Annotated in this window: 16 protein-coding genes and 3 tRNA genes; 6 read left to right on the top strand and 13 right to left on the bottom strand. The window is 26.3% G+C overall.

Translation table 11 applies throughout. From position 1 onward, the window contains the following. Positions 1-3 precede the first annotated feature (3 nt). Positions 4-80, bottom strand: a tRNA-Pro gene (locus ACTTA4_RS07425). Positions 81-174: 94 nt separating this feature from the next. On the opposite strand from ACTTA4_RS07425, the gene ACTTA4_RS07420 reads away from it, so the two are divergent. Genes ACTTA4_RS07420 through ACTTA4_RS07410 form a run of 3 tightly spaced genes read left to right on the top strand, consistent with a single transcriptional unit; the run spans position 175 to position 2,385 of the window. After that, positions 175-660, top strand: a complete 486-nt coding sequence (locus tag ACTTA4_RS07420) for a zinc-ribbon domain-containing protein (RefSeq protein ID WP_440634156.1) — start codon at positions 175-177, stop codon at positions 658-660. A 4-nt stretch (positions 661-664) separates the two neighbouring features. Then, complete coding sequence (gene nhaA / locus ACTTA4_RS07415) at positions 665-1,846, top strand: Na+/H+ antiporter NhaA (RefSeq protein ID WP_440634155.1); 1,182 nt, start codon at positions 665-667, stop codon at positions 1,844-1,846. Then, complete coding sequence (locus tag ACTTA4_RS07410; protein WP_440634154.1) at positions 1,843-2,385, top strand: glutathione peroxidase; 543 nt, start codon at positions 1,843-1,845, stop codon at positions 2,383-2,385. The genes nhaA and ACTTA4_RS07410 overlap by 4 nt, the downstream gene beginning before the upstream one ends. Here ACTTA4_RS07410 and ACTTA4_RS07405 read toward each other — a convergent pair. From ACTTA4_RS07405 to rarD, 9 genes are read right to left on the bottom strand one after another with little or no spacing between them, the layout of a single operon-like run. After that, positions 2,380-3,150, bottom strand: a complete 771-nt coding sequence (locus ACTTA4_RS07405; RefSeq protein ID WP_440634153.1) for an MBL fold metallo-hydrolase — start codon at positions 3,148-3,150, stop codon at positions 2,380-2,382. The genes ACTTA4_RS07410 and ACTTA4_RS07405 overlap by 6 nt on opposite strands. 5 nt (positions 3,151-3,155) lie before the next feature. Beyond that, entirely contained in the window at positions 3,156-3,917 is a 762-nt protein-coding gene (locus ACTTA4_RS07400; protein ID WP_440634152.1) for a TatD family hydrolase, read from the bottom strand. After that, positions 3,910-5,451 carry a methionine--tRNA ligase gene (gene metG, locus ACTTA4_RS07395; protein WP_440634151.1) on the bottom strand — a complete coding sequence of 514 codons (1,542 nt, stop codon included), beginning with the start codon at positions 5,449-5,451 and terminating at the stop codon, positions 3,910-3,912. The genes ACTTA4_RS07400 and metG overlap by 8 nt, the downstream gene beginning before the upstream one ends. Further along, positions 5,444-6,373: an AAA family ATPase gene (locus ACTTA4_RS07390; RefSeq protein WP_440634150.1), complete on the bottom strand. Its 930-nt coding sequence runs from the start codon at positions 6,371-6,373 to the stop codon at positions 5,444-5,446. The genes metG and ACTTA4_RS07390 overlap by 8 nt, the downstream gene beginning before the upstream one ends. Then, positions 6,370-6,984, bottom strand: a complete 615-nt coding sequence (gene tmk, locus ACTTA4_RS07385; protein WP_440634149.1) for a dTMP kinase — start codon at positions 6,982-6,984, stop codon at positions 6,370-6,372. Before tmk ends, ACTTA4_RS07390 begins: the two co-directional genes overlap by 4 nt. Then, positions 6,977-8,128 carry a D-alanyl-D-alanine carboxypeptidase family protein gene (locus tag ACTTA4_RS07380; protein WP_440634148.1) on the bottom strand — a complete coding sequence of 384 codons (1,152 nt, stop codon included), beginning with the start codon at positions 8,126-8,128 and terminating at the stop codon, positions 6,977-6,979. The genes tmk and ACTTA4_RS07380 overlap by 8 nt, the downstream gene beginning before the upstream one ends. Beyond that, positions 8,121-8,954: an SPOR domain-containing protein gene (locus tag ACTTA4_RS07375; protein ID WP_440634147.1), complete on the bottom strand. Its 834-nt coding sequence runs from the start codon at positions 8,952-8,954 to the stop codon at positions 8,121-8,123. Before ACTTA4_RS07375 ends, ACTTA4_RS07380 begins: the two co-directional genes overlap by 8 nt. Then, positions 8,944-9,945 (bottom strand): lytic murein transglycosylase, encoded by a 1,002-nt coding sequence (locus ACTTA4_RS07370; RefSeq protein ID WP_440634146.1) that lies wholly within the window; start codon positions 9,943-9,945, stop codon positions 8,944-8,946. Before ACTTA4_RS07370 ends, ACTTA4_RS07375 begins: the two co-directional genes overlap by 11 nt. Then, positions 9,932-10,810 carry an EamA family transporter RarD gene (rarD, locus tag ACTTA4_RS07365; protein ID WP_440634145.1) on the bottom strand — a complete coding sequence of 293 codons (879 nt, stop codon included), beginning with the start codon at positions 10,808-10,810 and terminating at the stop codon, positions 9,932-9,934. Before rarD ends, ACTTA4_RS07370 begins: the two co-directional genes overlap by 14 nt. Positions 10,811-10,895: 85 nt before the next feature. On the opposite strand from rarD, the gene ACTTA4_RS07360 reads away from it, so the two are divergent. Continuing rightward, positions 10,896-10,985: transfer RNA gene (locus ACTTA4_RS07360), tRNA-Ser, on the top strand. Positions 10,986-10,990: 5 nt separating this feature from the next. On the opposite strand, the gene ACTTA4_RS07355 is transcribed toward ACTTA4_RS07360, so the two are convergent. Beyond that, positions 10,991-11,248, bottom strand: coding sequence for a succinate dehydrogenase assembly factor 2 (locus ACTTA4_RS07355; protein ID WP_440614375.1), 258 nt, complete (start codon positions 11,246-11,248; stop codon positions 10,991-10,993). Between the two features lie 23 nt (positions 11,249-11,271). Between ACTTA4_RS07355 and recG the strand changes: the two genes are divergently transcribed. Continuing rightward, positions 11,272-13,323: an ATP-dependent DNA helicase RecG gene (gene recG / locus ACTTA4_RS07350; RefSeq protein WP_440634144.1), complete on the top strand. Its 2,052-nt coding sequence runs from the start codon at positions 11,272-11,274 to the stop codon at positions 13,321-13,323. Here recG and ACTTA4_RS07345 read toward each other — a convergent pair. Continuing rightward, positions 13,320-13,976 carry a DUF502 domain-containing protein gene (locus tag ACTTA4_RS07345; RefSeq protein ID WP_440634143.1) on the bottom strand — a complete coding sequence of 219 codons (657 nt, stop codon included), beginning with the start codon at positions 13,974-13,976 and terminating at the stop codon, positions 13,320-13,322. The two genes, recG and ACTTA4_RS07345, sit on opposite strands and share 4 nt — an antisense overlap. A gap of 112 nt (positions 13,977-14,088) precedes the next feature. On the opposite strand from ACTTA4_RS07345, the gene ACTTA4_RS07340 reads away from it, so the two are divergent. Continuing rightward, on the top strand, positions 14,089-14,916 hold the full coding sequence (locus tag ACTTA4_RS07340; protein ID WP_440618428.1) for a M48 family metallopeptidase: 828 nt from the start codon (positions 14,089-14,091) through the stop codon (positions 14,914-14,916). Between the two features lie 10 nt (positions 14,917-14,926). Here the strand turns inward: ACTTA4_RS07340 and ACTTA4_RS07335 are convergent. Then, positions 14,927-15,002: transfer RNA gene (locus ACTTA4_RS07335), tRNA-Lys, on the bottom strand. Positions 15,003-15,143: the final 141 nt, after the last annotated feature.

The raw sequence follows: 15,143 nt of genomic DNA, 5'->3' as shown, positions 1-15,143 counted from the left end.
TGATGGTCGGAGTGGCAGGATTCGAACCTGCGACCCTCTGGTCCCAAACCAGATGCGCTACCAGGCTGCGCTACACTCCGATCGAAGTACTAATACAGTAGTTATTGATAATTTCAATCTATAAACTTAGCAAAATTAAAAGAAATTTGATTAAAATCTGGTATATAACGAAGCATGATTATTACTTGTCCTTGTGAAAAGAAACAATTCAAAATTGATAGTTCATTAATACCACAAGAAGGACGAGAGCTACAATGTGGGTCATGTGAAAGAGTTTGGTATTACAAACCAAAAAATGAAAGTAAAGGTTCATTAACATTAAATGAAAATATATCTGTAAGCAAAATAGAACCAGTTATCGAAACAAACAACATTAATCTAGAATTTAGCAAAAAATTGCAGAATGAAAAAATAGTTGAATCTAAAATTAAAAAAGAAATATCAAAAGAAATTCCTAAGACTGTTAAAAAATTGGAAAATAAAGGATTCAAATTTCTTTCTTATTTGATTGTATTAATTATATCAATCGTAGCATTAATTATTTTGCTTGATACTTTAAAAACTCCACTAATTAATGTTTTTCCAGGATTAGAAATTATATTATTTAACCTTTTTGAAACCTTGAAAGATATAAAACTATTTATTATAGACCTAATTTAATTTTATGATTAATTATATATCTAAACCATTTAGATGGTTCTTTAAATTAGAAGCTGCAAGTGGTCTTGTATTATTATTTGCTGCAATAATTGCATTATTTATAAGCAACTCTGGTCTGGCAAATTTATATTTTGCTACTTTAAATAAGTATTTATTTATAGGTATAAACAATTTTGGATTAAAATTATCAGTATTACATTGGATCAACGATGCCTTGATGGCCATATTCTTTTTCTTTGTCACATTAGAAATAAAAAGGGAGTTTCTACAAGGTGAACTTTCAAATATTAAACAGGCTTTATTGCCAATCATTGCCGCGGTTGGAGGAATGTTAGTTCCTGCATTATTTTACGTTTTTATTAATTTAGGCGATAGCGAAACGTTAAATGGATGGGCAATTCCATCAGCAACAGATATAGCTTTTTCTCTAGGGGTTTTGTCATTACTTGGGAAAAGAGTCCCTCTATCATTAAAAGTATTTTTAACAGCTTTAGCTATAATTGATGATTTAGGAGCAATAGTTATTATTGCCCTATTCTACTCCGGAGATTTGAGCATTAAGTATTTAACTTTAATGCTTTTAGCTTTCATTGTTTTGTTGTTAATAAATAAATTTAATATCAAAAAATTCTTACCTTATTTGTTAGTTGGACTTTTCCTTTGGGATTTTACTCACAACTCAGGTATCCACGCTACGATTGCTGGTGTTTTATTGGCTATGACAATCCCTCATAGAAAAAAAGACAAAGATTTTTCTTTATTAATAAAAATAGAACATGCAATTAGTCCTTATGTTGCTTTTGGAATAATGCCTCTATTCGCGTTTGCTAATGCAGGTGTTTCTCTTGAAGGTTTATCTTTTGCTTCTTTGTTAGATAAGGTTCCACTAGGTATTGTGCTTGGTCTATTTCTAGGTAAACAACTTGGTGTATTTATATTCTCTTATATATCAATAAAATTAAAAGTAGCCCAAATGCCAAACGATACAAGTTGGTATAATTTTTATGGAGTTGGAGTTCTTACTGGTATTGGTTTTACAATGAGTTTGTTTGTAGGAAATTTAGCTTTCGTTGAAAACATGCAATATATGGATGGTGTAAAAATAGGTGTTTTGACTGGTTCATTACTATCCACTTTATTTGGTTATTTTTTAATATTACTTACTCCAAATAAACCCAAAAAATGAGAAAAGTAATATTTGTACTTTCTATAGTTATGTTTTTTTTTAAAACCTCAGCAACAGCAAACTATGAAAAAAAGTTTTATGATTTCACAATTGAAAGCATAACAGGTGAAACAATAAATCTAAAAGATTACAAAGATAAAGTTATTCTGGTAGTCAATACAGCTAGTTTTTGTGGTTTTACCAAACAATATGATGAATTACAGGAATTATGGGATTTATATAAAAATAAAGGTTTAGTTGTTCTTGGAGTCCCCTCAAACTCTTTTAATCAAGAAAAAAAAAATAATGCAGATGTAAAAGAGTTCTGTGAAGTAAATTTCAATATCAATTTTCCACTAACTACAATCACAGAAGTTAAAGGAGAAAATGCTCATGAACTTTTCAAGTGGGCAAAAGATAATCATGGTAAATCTGCTGTTCCAAAATGGAATTTTCATAAAATTTTAATTAACAAAGAAGGAAAAGTCGAAGATACATTTGCATCTTTTACTAAACCAATGTCAAAAAAGTTGATTAAATCAATTGAAAATATTTTATAATTCTAAAGTTAAACCATCATAAGCAGGTAAAACATTCTTAGGTAATAACTTTTTAAGTACCTTATAATCTAACACAGGTGATAAATTTGTTAGAATAGCTTTTTTAGGTTTAAATATTTTTATTATATTAAGTGAATTTTCTAAATTGAAATGTGATGGATGAAAATTGTACCACAAACAATCAATTATTAAATATTTCAAGTTTTTAAAATATTTAAAATCTTTTTTAAAAATTTTACTTACATCACTGATATAAGCTAATTTTTTATCAATAATAAAACAATTTGAATTTACTTTGCCATGCTCAACTTCAATAGATTGAATATTAATTTTTTTATTCTTATTTTTTGTATAAATATTTTTTGGTAATTTATTTAAATTCAAAGTTGCTGGATATTCTTTTGAGTAACTTTTGAAAATGTATGAAAATGAATTTTTAAGATATTTTGAAGTATCTTTATCTGCATAAACATTAATTTGTTTTCTGCTATTTATATAAAAAGATCTTAAATCATTAATTCCATGAGTTTGATCTCCATGCATATGTGAGAAAAGAACTTTATTAATTTTTTTAATTTTATGTCTTAAAAGTTGTTGTCTTAAATCAGGAGAGGTATCTATTAGTATATTTTCATCAGTAGTTTTCAATAAAGCTGAGCATCTTGTTCTGTAATTTTTTTTATTATTTGGGTCACAATTTCCAAAAAAACCATCTGGTCTTGGTACACCCATTGAACTACCACAGCCTAAAATAATAAATTTCATATTTGTTAATTAAAAAAAAGTTTATTAAAATTATTTGTAGTAATCTCTATCAGTTCTTTTTTTGAAATATTCTTTATTTCAGCTAATTTTTCAGCTGTAAAATCTATGAATGATGGTTCATTTTTTTTTCCTCTATTTGGCACTGGTGCTAAAAAGGGACTATCGGTTTCAATTAAAATATTTTCATTTGGGATTGATTTAAATGTCTCTTGTAAATTAACTGAATTTTTAAAAGTAATTATTCCACTAGCAGAAAAGTAAGAATTTAAAGATAATAATTTTTCTGAAAATTCTTTTGAACCAGTAAAACAATGCATTAAAATTTTAATATTCTCATCTTTATATTGATTTAGAATTTCAAATGTTTCGTCTTCAGCATTTCTTGAATGAACAATTAGAGGAACATTAGTCTTTATTGAAGCTTCTATATGTTCTTTGAAACTTGCGATTTGTTTATCTTTTTCACTATTATTATAATAAAAATCTAATCCAGTTTCACCAATACCTATAATTTTTTTGTTATTTTTTAAGTTATCAATAATTTCATTGGCAGTAATTATGTTTGTAGAACTTTCATGTGGATGAATTCCAATTGTACCATAAACCATCTCATCTCTATTAACTAGTTCCTTAACTCTAGAGAAACTTTCATGAGACGTTGATATTGTTAATAGTTTTTCAATACCCACATCTTTTGACCTTTGTAAAACATTTGTTAAATCACTCAACAAAGGTTCGTGATCTAAGTGACAATGGGAATCAATCATTATTTTTTTCTATTTTTTTAAATAATATATCAATTTTATTAATATTATTTCCTTTAGTTAAATACTCATTATCTGTAAGGGAATTTAATTTTATTTGATCTTCATTAATATTAAAAATTTTTAGTGCTTTTAAAGAAGACTCTGGAATAATTGGATATAATAAGAAACTTATTTTTCGAACAATTTCTAATGTAGTATAGACAATTGTGTTTAATCTGATTTGGTCATCTTTTTTTTTCCACGGTTCTTGATCATTAAAATATTTATTTGCCTCAAATAGTGAATTAACAATGTAGTCTATATAAAAGTTAATATTTTGATGATCAATTTTAGATCTAATATTATCTAAATTTTTTTTATACTTGTCTAAAATTAACAAATCTTCATCTAGAAATTTAATTTCAGAAGGAATTTTTCCATCACAATTTTTGATCGCAAAAGCGGTAACTCTTTGACATAAATTACCATAGTTATTTGCTAAATCACTGTTTATACAATCTTCCAATCTTTCTTGAGAAATATTACCATCATTACCAAAAGAAACTTCTTTGATTAGATAATATCTTAATGGATCTAACCCATACTCATCAATTATTTCTAATGGATCCAAAATATTCCCTTTAGATTTGGACATTTTTTCCTCTCCGGATAAAATCCAACCATGACCATAAACTCTTTTTGGTACTTCAATCTTGGCAGCTAATAAAAAAGCTGGCCAATAAACAGCATGAAATCTAAGTATATCTTTGCCAATTAAATGTATTGATGCAGGCCAAAATTTTTTGAATAATTCATCATCTTTATTTGGGTAATTTAGTGCGCTTAAATAATTTGTAAGTGCATCTAGCCAAACGTAAATTACATGATTTTTATTACTTGGAACTGGTATACCCCATGAAAAACTTTTCCTACTAACTGATAGATCTTTTAGACCACTTTTTACAAAACTAATAACTTCATTTCGTCGAGACTCTGGATAAATAAAATCAGGATTATCTTCATAATATTTTAAAAGAGGTTTTTCCCATTTTGAGAGTCTAAAAAAATACGACTCTTCTTCAATCCATTCGACAGGTGATTTTGATGATATAGCTATTTTTTTACCATCTATTTCTTCTATCTCATCTTCGCTATAAAAAGCTTCATCTGATACTGAATACCAACCAGAATAATTTGATAGATAAATATCATCATTCTTTTCAAGTTCAGACCAAAGATATTGCACTGTTTTTTTATGCCTCTCTTCGGTTGTTCTAATAAAATCAGTGTTGCATAAATTTAGAGTATCTGAAAGATCTCGAAAAGTTTTGCTTATTTGATCACAAAATTTTTGAGGAGTCTCCCCTGCTCGTTCAGCTGATCTTTGAATTTTTAAACCATGCTCATCTGTACCGGTTAAAAAATGTACTGCATAATCATCAATGATTTTAAATCTTGCAAAAAAATCAGCAGCTATACTTGAGTAGGCGTGACCCATATGAGGTTTAGCTGATGGATAATAAATAGGTGTTGTAATATAAAAATTTTTATCCATTTAAAACTTTATCTTCAAATTCCATAAATAATGTCTCTTCGTCTAAATTATAAATTTTAGTATCATTAATTTTTTTTAAAAAGTAATGATAATGGTGAAATAATTTAATATTTTTCGTAGATATATTGTTTCTAAAATAAACTTCAATAAAAGAATAGATTAATTGAATAATTGGTTTGTTTTTTTTGTAAGTCTTACTTGATATTAGACTTTGCAAAAAAGTGTCTAAATTATAATCCTTAAGATTTAAATCAAAGTTTTCTGCAAGATTTAATAATTCATATAATTTACCTGGTGTTGTAAAGTAATTTACTAAATCCTGATTTATAAAATTATAAACATCATCGTTTATTAATTTATTAACAATTTCAATAGATTGAGCATTCGTTAGAAAAATTTTGAAATTTAAACATCTAGATTTAAGAGTTGGTAAAACTCTTTTATTATTATTAATTAAGATAAAATTAATATTTTCGTTAGGTTCTTCCAAGACTTTTAGTAATGCATTAATAGAATTCAAATTTAATAATTCTATATTATCTATTAAAACAAATCTTTTTTTTTTATTAAATGAAGATTTATTTAGATTAACAATTAATTCTCTTATTTGATTTATATCAATGTTTTTTTTATCTTCAGCTACGTCTATAAGATTAAAATTTGGATTAGATTTATTTTGTATAAGTTTGAATGATTTATTTTCTATATTAATTTTATTATTTTCAACATCATAAGAATGTTCTTCATTTTCTGATAATACAAAATTTATTAGATGATAACCTAATGTTGCTTTACCAATACCCTTTTCACCAGATAAAAGAATTTTATTTGGTAATTTATTATTTAAATATAATTTAGATAAATGGTTGAAAATCTCTTGATGTTTGTACAAATTAAGTTGTGTAGAAGAATTTAGACTCATTTAATTAATTTTTTAACATGATTGATAATTAATTTTTCATTTTTCTTAATATCTAAATTTGAATCAATTATCTTGTATTTTTTCTTATTTAGTTTTGACATCTTAAGAAATCCATTTTGAACTTTGTTATAGAAACTGGTATTAAATTGATCATATCTATTTAAAGATTTTCTCATTTTTAATCTTAAGAAAAGATTTTTTTTATTTACAACATTAAGAAATGTAAAATTAACCTTAATATTTTTTAATAAATATTTATTAATTATATTTATAATTTTAATATCAACACCCATACCATAATGTTGATATGCAATTGTAGAGTCTGTAAATCTATCAATTAAGATAACTCTTTTTTTATAATATTTTTTAATAAGATTAATATTTTCACTTCTGGCAGCTAGATATAAAAGTAAATCAGTTTTTACATTAAAATTGGATTTCTTATTTAATATTAATTTTCTAATTTTTTCAGAATTTAAACTCCCTCCTGGTTCTCTGATTTTTAAATATTTAACTTTATTTTTGTCTAAATACCTTGAAACAATTTTAATATGATGACTTTTGCCACTGCCTTCTATACCTTCAAAAACAATTATTGGCTTCTTAGACATCGCCCCAAATTAAGTAGTTTAATGATTTAAGCAATCTAGAAAAGAAATTTACTTTTTTAATTTCTTTTAAAGCAAGCAAATCATACTCACCTACTAATTCTTGGTCATAAACTACTTTTAATGTTGCAACTTTTTGATCTTTATTTATTGGTGCTTCTACAGGACCATCATAATTTACAGAAACCTTTAATAATTTTTTTTTGGCTTTTTTAATAGTTTTGTAAATGTCTTCATTTGTATAAACATCAACTGTATCTTCTTTTCCCAACCATACGTCTATTTTTTGAAAAGGTTTATTCGCTTCAGTAATTTTAACTAAATCAAAATTTGTAAGTCCATAAGTTAACATTTTAGTACTTTCTTTTGATCTGGAATTTTTTGAATTAAAACCACTGCCAACAGCAATTAATCTTCTTCCATTTCTCTCTATAGACGAAGCTAATGAATATTTTTCTACAGCTAAATAACCAGTTTTGATACCATCTGCTCCAAGATTTTTATATAGCAAAGGATTTCTATTACCTTGTGTTATTGGATCTCCTCCTGTTCTATCCCAAGTAAATTCTTTTTCAGCAAACATTTTATAAAATTCTGGATGTTCTTTAATTAAGTATCTAGACATGATCATTATGTCTCTAACTGTTGAATTATTATCAGGGTGATTAATTCCTGATGAATTAGAAAAGTTTGTATTGTCCATTCCTAACTCTTTAGCTTTTGCTGTCATTAAGATTGCAAACTCTTCTTCAGTACCCGCTATACCTTCTGCTAATGCAATACAAGCATCATTACCAGATGCTATGATTATACCTTTTAGTAAATTTTCGACAGAAACCTCATCACCTACCATAATAAACATTGAGGAATAACCTGATGTAGATAATCGCCAAGCTTTTTCTGAAATGATAAATTTTTCATCCATACTTAAATCTCCTGACTTAATTAGGTCAAAGGCAATGATTGAGGTCATGATTTTCGTCATGGATGCAGGATAAATTGATAAGTCCGCTTCTTTTTCAAAAAGAATTTCACCAGAATGATAATCTTGAATTATTGCAGTTTTTGCTTTCACATCAAAATTAGCAAATGATTTAGATGCAAATAAAATGAATATTAAAATAATTAAATTTAATTTTTTAAACATCTTTAATAATTTTTAGGTTTTCAAAATTTAGTTTTTCTATTTCGTCAAATGACTCTTGAATTTTTTTTATATCATTAAATGGGCCTAATAATACCCTATATTTTGTTTGAGATAATTTTTTTATAACAGGATTTGTTATCTTTGTTTCATCCTTAATTCTTTGGATCATATTTTCAGCTGAATCTTTATAATAAAAATCTGCAATTTTAATTGAATATAGAAAATTACTTTGAGAAGTCTTAGGCAATTCCTTTTTCTCTACAGTTCCTAAATTATCTATGGTTATCCCATCCACAGGAGCCTTTTGAGCTACTTTTTTTTCTTCATCAAACGTTTTAGCTTTTTTTGCTACAAAAGTTGATTCATTAGAAATTAGAGATAATTCAACATAGGGTTCATTTTCATCAAGCAATAATTCATCAACAATTCTTTTGGTGATTACTGAATTATAAAAATTTGAAAAAATTGCTTTATTAGATATCACTTGCGCAATAACAGTTTTTGTATTTTCAGGGTTAGTAATTTTCACAAAAGAATTTTTTCTAATTTTGGTATGAAAAATAAACAAACCTCTGTTATCGAGTTTTTTTGAAATACTTTTTTTATTAAAAAGATTTTCGTCGTAAATTAATGCAAAGCCTTGGTTGGTATACTCTCTATCAAAAATATATTTAGAACTATCTTCTTCATCTGAAGATTTTAAAGTTGTTTCTGCTGTAGATGTATCTGGTTCTGTCTTAATAGTTTTTTTTTGAGTTGTTTCTAATTGTTTGCATCCAATAAAAATAATAAACAACAATAATTGCAATATTATTTTAAAGTTCATCTTTGAATTTATCCTTCAATGTGCAGACGGCTAAAGCAAATCTTAAAGATCTATTCCATTGTAAAATTATTTCATAATTATTAAATACCACATAAGCTGGATTTAATGTTTCCGCATCAGGAATTATATCTTTATCTGGTGTTATTATTGCAACTTCTAATTCATCATAATTATTTGAAATAATTGAATTGTTCTGAATGTATTGTCTAAAAAACTTTAATTGTTTCTTATCATGTAATTTTTTTGCAGAAATATTTAAATATTTTTTTGGAATATCATTGTTTAAATCAATTCTATAAAAACATGGTTCATTAGATTTCCAACCTATTTTCTTTAAATAATTACTCGCTGAAGCATACGCATCAGGGTTACTTTTTAAATTTATTGAACCATTGCCATCATAATCTGTTGCATAATTTTTCATTGTAGAAGGCATAAATTGGAAGTAACCAAAAGCACCCGCCCAAGATCCATACAATGTTTTATAATCAATTTGATTTTTCTCAATTAAATTTAAAAGTATTAAAAGTTCTTTGGTAAAAAATTCTGATCTTCTTTTGTCAAAACTTAATGTAGCTAGTGAAGAAAGAATGTCCATTTTACCAACATAAGTTCCAAAATTTGTTTCTATACCCATTAATGATAAGAGAAGTTCTTTTTCTATGTTAAATTCATTTTCAACAGAGGTAATTAAACTTAAATTATCTATATAAAGTTTTTTTCCTTTATTTACTTTTTGGTCAGAGGTTCTTTTTGATATGTAAGTTTTTGTATCTTCATAAAATTCTGGTTGATATCTATCATATTTAATTACATCGGGTAAAAACTTAGTATTAGACATAACTAGATCAAATGTTGCTTCAGAAATATTATTTTCTAGAGCAATTTTTTTGAAATTATTTTTCCATTTTTCGAATTCTTTATTGATATCTGCTAAAGTGTTTGAATGAAAAAAAAGAGATAAAATCAGTATAAGTTTAATTAGTTTCATATAAATCTCTCAAATATATTATTACAGCAATCCAGATTAAAATGAAACTTACTAGTTTATTAAATGAGAAAACTTCATCGTAATAAAAAAAACCTAGTAAAAATTGAAGAGTTGGTGTGATATAGAAAATCATCCCAGTTGGACCTAATCCACATAATTCAACTCCTCTTACATATAAAAATAAAGGTATTACCGTCATTGGACCTGCCAACAATATTATTAACATCATTGGAGGGTTGGATAACGAGAAATCATTGTAACCATTAACTGCAATGAGATAGAATGCACCAATTGCAATTGGCAATATAAATAAACTTTCTATTAAAAGTCCAATATCAGTATCAACATTAACCTTTTTTCTTACTAAATTATAAAAGCCCCAACTTAGTGCTACAAGTATACCGACCCAGGGAAGCGATTTTAAACTTACAAAAATTAAATATAAAATTGATAAAATAACTAAGGTAATTGAAAATATTCTTTTATTATTTAATTTTTCCTTAAAAAAAATATAACCAAGAAGAACACTTAATATTGGCATTATAAAATAACCAAAACTAGCATCTATAATTCTGTTAGTAGCGATCGCATAAATCCATACACCCCAATTCATAAAAATCAAAAAGCCTGATATAAAAAGATAAACAAGATTTTGTTTACTTTTAATTATCTTAAAAAAAATATCCCATTTTGAAAAAAAGAAAGTTGTTAGTATTAAAGTCAAGGTCGTCCATAAACATCTGTGGACTACTAGCTCAATATAACCAATAAAAGTAATATATTTAAAATATAAAACTCCAAAAAAACCCCACCAAAAAGATCCAAATCCAGCAAGTAAAAGGCCTTTATTAAATTCTTTGTTCATGTAGCTTTGATATTAGTCGTTAATGAGTTTTTTTCGACTATTTTATGGTTGAATTAAATAATTATAATTATAAAACCTTGCTCACGGAGAGATGGCTGAGCGGTTGAAAGCACCGGTCTTGAAAACCGGCAAAGGGGCAACTCTTTCCTGGGTTCGAATCCCAGTCTCTCCGCCATCAACTTAATATTTAAAATTTTTAAACAATAAGCTTATATTGTTTTTTTCTATTTCGAATTCAGTATCAAAACCATTATAGAAATTATACAAATTTGTGTCATCAATATTAAGAAATTTATCTAGATCAATTAAATCCTCTTTTTGCAAATCATTGATGTATTTTTTTACAAATTTACCTAAGAGCTTATCCATCTCCTTGGTACCTCGATAATTGGAACGATAAATAATTTTTTTTTTTAATTCATCTATATTGAGGCTCATTATTAGAATATAATTAATTTATCATGGATAATAAAACTAATTTTGAATATTTATTATCTGATCTAACAGCTTTAAATGGCGTAGGTGTAAAAACAACAAATTTACTTAAGAAAAAGAATATAAATAATATTTTTGATTTACTTTGGAAACTTCCAAAGGCTTATACAGATAGAAGTTTGTCAACAAAAGTAAAAGATTTAAAGATCGGTGAAAATCAAACTGTTACTGTTGTAGCAAATAAATATTTGTTTCCAAGAATTAGAAAATTACCAAATAGAGTTAAGTGTTCAGACGAAACAGGTGAGCTAGATTGTGTTTTTTTTAATAGTTATGAGGGATATATTAAAAAAGTATTACCTTTAGGAAAAGAAATAACTGTAAGTGGGAAAATTGGCTACTTTAAAAATAAATATCAAATAACCAATCCTAAATATGTATCTGAAGACTCAAGTTTAATTAAACAAGTTCATAATAAATATTCATTAACTGAGGGAATATCTGAGAAAATTTATAATAAAATCATAAAACAAATAATAGATAAATTACCGAACCTAAAAGAATGGCACTCAAGTAAAATTTTAAATAAATTCAATAATATCAATTGGAATGATGCAATTAAAGAATTACACAAGCATGAAAATATAGGAAAATACAAAGATCATTTTTATCAAAGACTTGCATATGATGAAATATTTGCAACATTTTTAGTTAATTCAGAAATAAGAAAAAAAATTAAGAAAGTTAAGAAAAAAAATAAAATTATTAATTTAAATAAACAAAAACAACTTATTAATAAATTAGATTTTGCATTAACTGATGATCAAATTAAATCAATTAATGAAATTAATGAGGATTTATCATCCTCAACTAAAATGTTTAGATTATTACAAGGAGATGTTGGAAGTGGAAAAACAATTGTTTCATTATTAGCTGCATTCAATACTATCAATTCTGGGTTTCAAGTAGCTGTTATGGCCCCTACTGAAATATTAGCAAGACAACATTATAATTTAGCAAAAAAAATTTTTCCATCAAACATATCAACAGAGTTAATTTCTGGTAAGTCTAGCTACAAAGAAAAAAAATTAATCCTCAATGAATTAATAAATAATAAGATTAATATAATTTTTGGTACTCATGCTATTTTTCAAAAAACAGTTAAATTCAAAAAATTAGGATTAATTATTATTGATGAACAACATAAGTTTGGTGTTAATCAAAGAAAAAGATTATCTGACAAAGGTGGGAATGATTGTGATGTATTATTGATGACTGCCACACCTATTCCACGAACTTTAACAATGACAATTTATGGTGATATGGATTTATCAATTATTAGAGAAAAACCTAAAAACCGTAAAATGATAAAAACTTACAGTAAATTAGAAAGTAAAATTGATGATGTAATTAAATTTATAAAAAAAGAAATTAATTCAGGAAATCAAATATTTTGGGTCTGTCCATTAATTGAAGAGTCTAAAAAATTAGATCATACTTCTGCAATTCAAAAATTCGAATATTTAAAGAAATTATTCCCAAAACAAGTCTCTATTCTTCATGGAAAAACAGATATAAATGAAAAAGATGAAATTTTAAAAAAATTTTTAAATAAAGAATTCAAAATATTAGTATCTACAACTATTATCGAGGTTGGAATAGATTTTCCAAATGCCAATGTCATTATAATTGAAAATGCAAATAAGTTTGGCCTATCTCAACTCCACCAATTAAGAGGTAGAGTTGGTCGTGGAGAGAAAGAAGCAACTTGTATTTTGATGTTTAAGTCAAATTTGAGCGAAAATGCAAAAAAAAGAATAAATATATTAAAAGAGACCAACGATGGATTTGTTATTTCTGAGGAAGACATGAAGATCAGGGGTTTTGGCGATATTTTGGGTTTTAAACAGAGTGGAGTTAAAAATTTCAAATTAGCAGACCCAATTCAGAATAGTGACTTGTTTGAATTAGCTGAAAAAGAAATAAAAAGAATTGAACTTGAAAATGAAAATTTAAGTAGGTTTAAACCATTAATTAAATTGTACGATAGAGCAGATATAATTAATGATATAGCTTAATTTTTTTCAGTTGTTGTTGTTCCGGCCGACACAATAAATTTAGAAGCCTCTTCAAAAGTCATGTTTAAAAATATAACGTCATCTTTTGGGAACATAAGCAAAAAACCACTTGTTGGATTTGGAGTTGTTGGAACAAATACGTTTATTAATTTTTGATTTGTTTTTTCAGCAATTTCTCCAGAATTTTCTTTAGTTGCAAAACCTACAGCCCAAACACCTTTTCTTGGATATTCAACAAGAACAACACTCTTACTTTTACTACCACTTTCTTTAAAAGATTGTGACATTTGTTTAATTGCAGACCAAAAAGTTCCTAGTAGTGGTATTTTTTTGAATAAACTGTCTATTAACTGAAGAAATTTTTTTCCTAAATAAGATAAAGATATGAAACCAATGATTGTTATGAAAATAATTGAAATAATTATCTCTAGGCCAGGTATATTAAATGGCAAATAATAATTTGGATTTATTTGAGACGGTAAAATTTTTGAAGACGTATTTATTAAAAATTTACTTAAATAAATAGTTAGTCCTATTGGTATTAAAACGACAACACCTGTAAAAAAATAATTCCTAATTTTTAAAGATAAAATATAAAACCATAGACCTATAATTTCTCTTTTTTTTATAGGTTTCTTTTTGGTTTCTTTCATTTATTAACTATAACTAGAATATGTAACAAAAATTATTGCAATGATAAATAATACAACTAAAATTTTATTATTAAGATTCATAATGATAAATTATTACCAATTTTAGAATGAAATGAATAGAAGAAAATTTTTAACATATGTTGGATGTGGTTGTGGAAGCTTACTTCTACCTTCGTGCACAAGTGCTCCAATTACTGACAGAAAACAATTAAAATTAATACCTGAAGCTAAATTAAATGCTCAAGCTGCTCAAATTTATGAGAAAGTTAAAGAAAAAGAGAAAATGAGTGATGACACAAAAACTTTAAATGAAATAAAAGAAATTGGAAAAAAAATGGAAGATTCAATTAGTGAATATTTCTATAGATCTAATTTAAATGATCCAACAGCTAACTTTGATTGGGAATATATATTAATTGATAATAAAAAAGTTAGAAATGCTTGGTGCATGCCTGGAGGGAAAATTGCAGTTTATACAGGTATACTTGATGTAACAAAAAATACTAATGGTCTGGCTGCAGTAATGGGACATGAAGTTGCTCATGCTGTTGCCAAACATTCTGTTGAAAGAGCAAGTAGAGGAGTTTTACTTAACACAGGTACCAGAATTATTGATATTGCAAGTGGGGGTATATTATCAGATATCAACAGAACAACTGGAATGGATACAGTTGGCCTACTATCTCAAATTGGATTAATGAATCCATTTAACAGAAAACAAGAAAGCGAAGCTGATTATCTTGGTATGATTTTTTCATCTTTATCAGGATATGATATTAGAGAGACAGTTAAAATTTGGGAAAGAATGAAAGAATTTAATAAAGGAAAAGAACCTCCACAATTTATGAGTACTCACCCTTCATCTGACACTAGAATTAAACAGTTAAATGATTGGATGAATGAGGTAATTCTTGATTATCCACCAATTGAAATAAGTTAAATTCAAAAAGTGGTGAGCCGTGATGGACTCGAACCATCGACCCATTCCTTAAAAGGGAATTGCTCTACCAACTGAGCTAACGGCCCACAAAGATTCATTTTTATGAAAATGAATATGGTTTGTATACAGATAAATTTTAATATTTCAATTCGTTCAATGTAATTTTTACAAAAAGAATTCGTTATAAATGAGGGGTTTTCATTACAAAGTTGTACACATAATAGCAC

Origin of the sequence: Candidatus Pelagibacter sp. HIMB1485, from assembly GCF_052048055.1 — a bacterium.
Lineage (GTDB): Bacteria > Pseudomonadota > Alphaproteobacteria > Pelagibacterales > Pelagibacteraceae > Pelagibacter.
This window is presented reverse-complemented; position numbering and strand designations above follow the sequence as displayed.

Bases quoted from the DNA above. Each gene is read 5' to 3' on its own strand.
- ACTTA4_RS07420 (WP_440634156.1), top strand. From the start codon at position 175: ATGATTATTACTTGTCCTTGTGAAAAGAAACAATTCAAAATTGATAGT.
- nhaA (WP_440634155.1), top strand. From the start codon at position 665: ATGATTAATTATATATCTAAACCATTTAGATGGTTCTTTAAATTAGAA.
- ACTTA4_RS07410 (WP_440634154.1), top strand. From the start codon at position 1,843: ATGAGAAAAGTAATATTTGTACTTTCTATAGTTATGTTTTTTTTTAAA.
- ACTTA4_RS07405 (WP_440634153.1), bottom strand. From the start codon at position 3,150: ATGAAATTTATTATTTTAGGCTGTGGTAGTTCAATGGGTGTACCAAGA.
- ACTTA4_RS07400 (WP_440634152.1), bottom strand. From the start codon at position 3,917: ATGATTGATTCCCATTGTCACTTAGATCACGAACCTTTGTTGAGTGAT.
- metG (WP_440634151.1), bottom strand. From the start codon at position 5,451: ATGGATAAAAATTTTTATATTACAACACCTATTTATTATCCATCAGCT.
- ACTTA4_RS07390 (WP_440634150.1), bottom strand. From the start codon at position 6,373: ATGAGTCTAAATTCTTCTACACAACTTAATTTGTACAAACATCAAGAG.
- tmk (WP_440634149.1), bottom strand. From the start codon at position 6,984: ATGTCTAAGAAGCCAATAATTGTTTTTGAAGGTATAGAAGGCAGTGGC.
- ACTTA4_RS07380 (WP_440634148.1), bottom strand. From the start codon at position 8,128: ATGTTTAAAAAATTAAATTTAATTATTTTAATATTCATTTTATTTGCA.
- ACTTA4_RS07375 (WP_440634147.1), bottom strand. From the start codon at position 8,954: ATGAACTTTAAAATAATATTGCAATTATTGTTGTTTATTATTTTTATT.
- ACTTA4_RS07370 (WP_440634146.1), bottom strand. From the start codon at position 9,945: ATGAAACTAATTAAACTTATACTGATTTTATCTCTTTTTTTTCATTCA.
- rarD (WP_440634145.1), bottom strand. From the start codon at position 10,810: ATGAACAAAGAATTTAATAAAGGCCTTTTACTTGCTGGATTTGGATCT.
- ACTTA4_RS07355 (WP_440614375.1), bottom strand. From the start codon at position 11,248: ATGAGCCTCAATATAGATGAATTAAAAAAAAAAATTATTTATCGTTCC.
- recG (WP_440634144.1), top strand. From the start codon at position 11,272: ATGGATAATAAAACTAATTTTGAATATTTATTATCTGATCTAACAGCT.
- ACTTA4_RS07345 (WP_440634143.1), bottom strand. From the start codon at position 13,976: ATGAAAGAAACCAAAAAGAAACCTATAAAAAAAAGAGAAATTATAGGT.
- ACTTA4_RS07340 (WP_440618428.1), top strand. From the start codon at position 14,089: ATGAATAGAAGAAAATTTTTAACATATGTTGGATGTGGTTGTGGAAGC.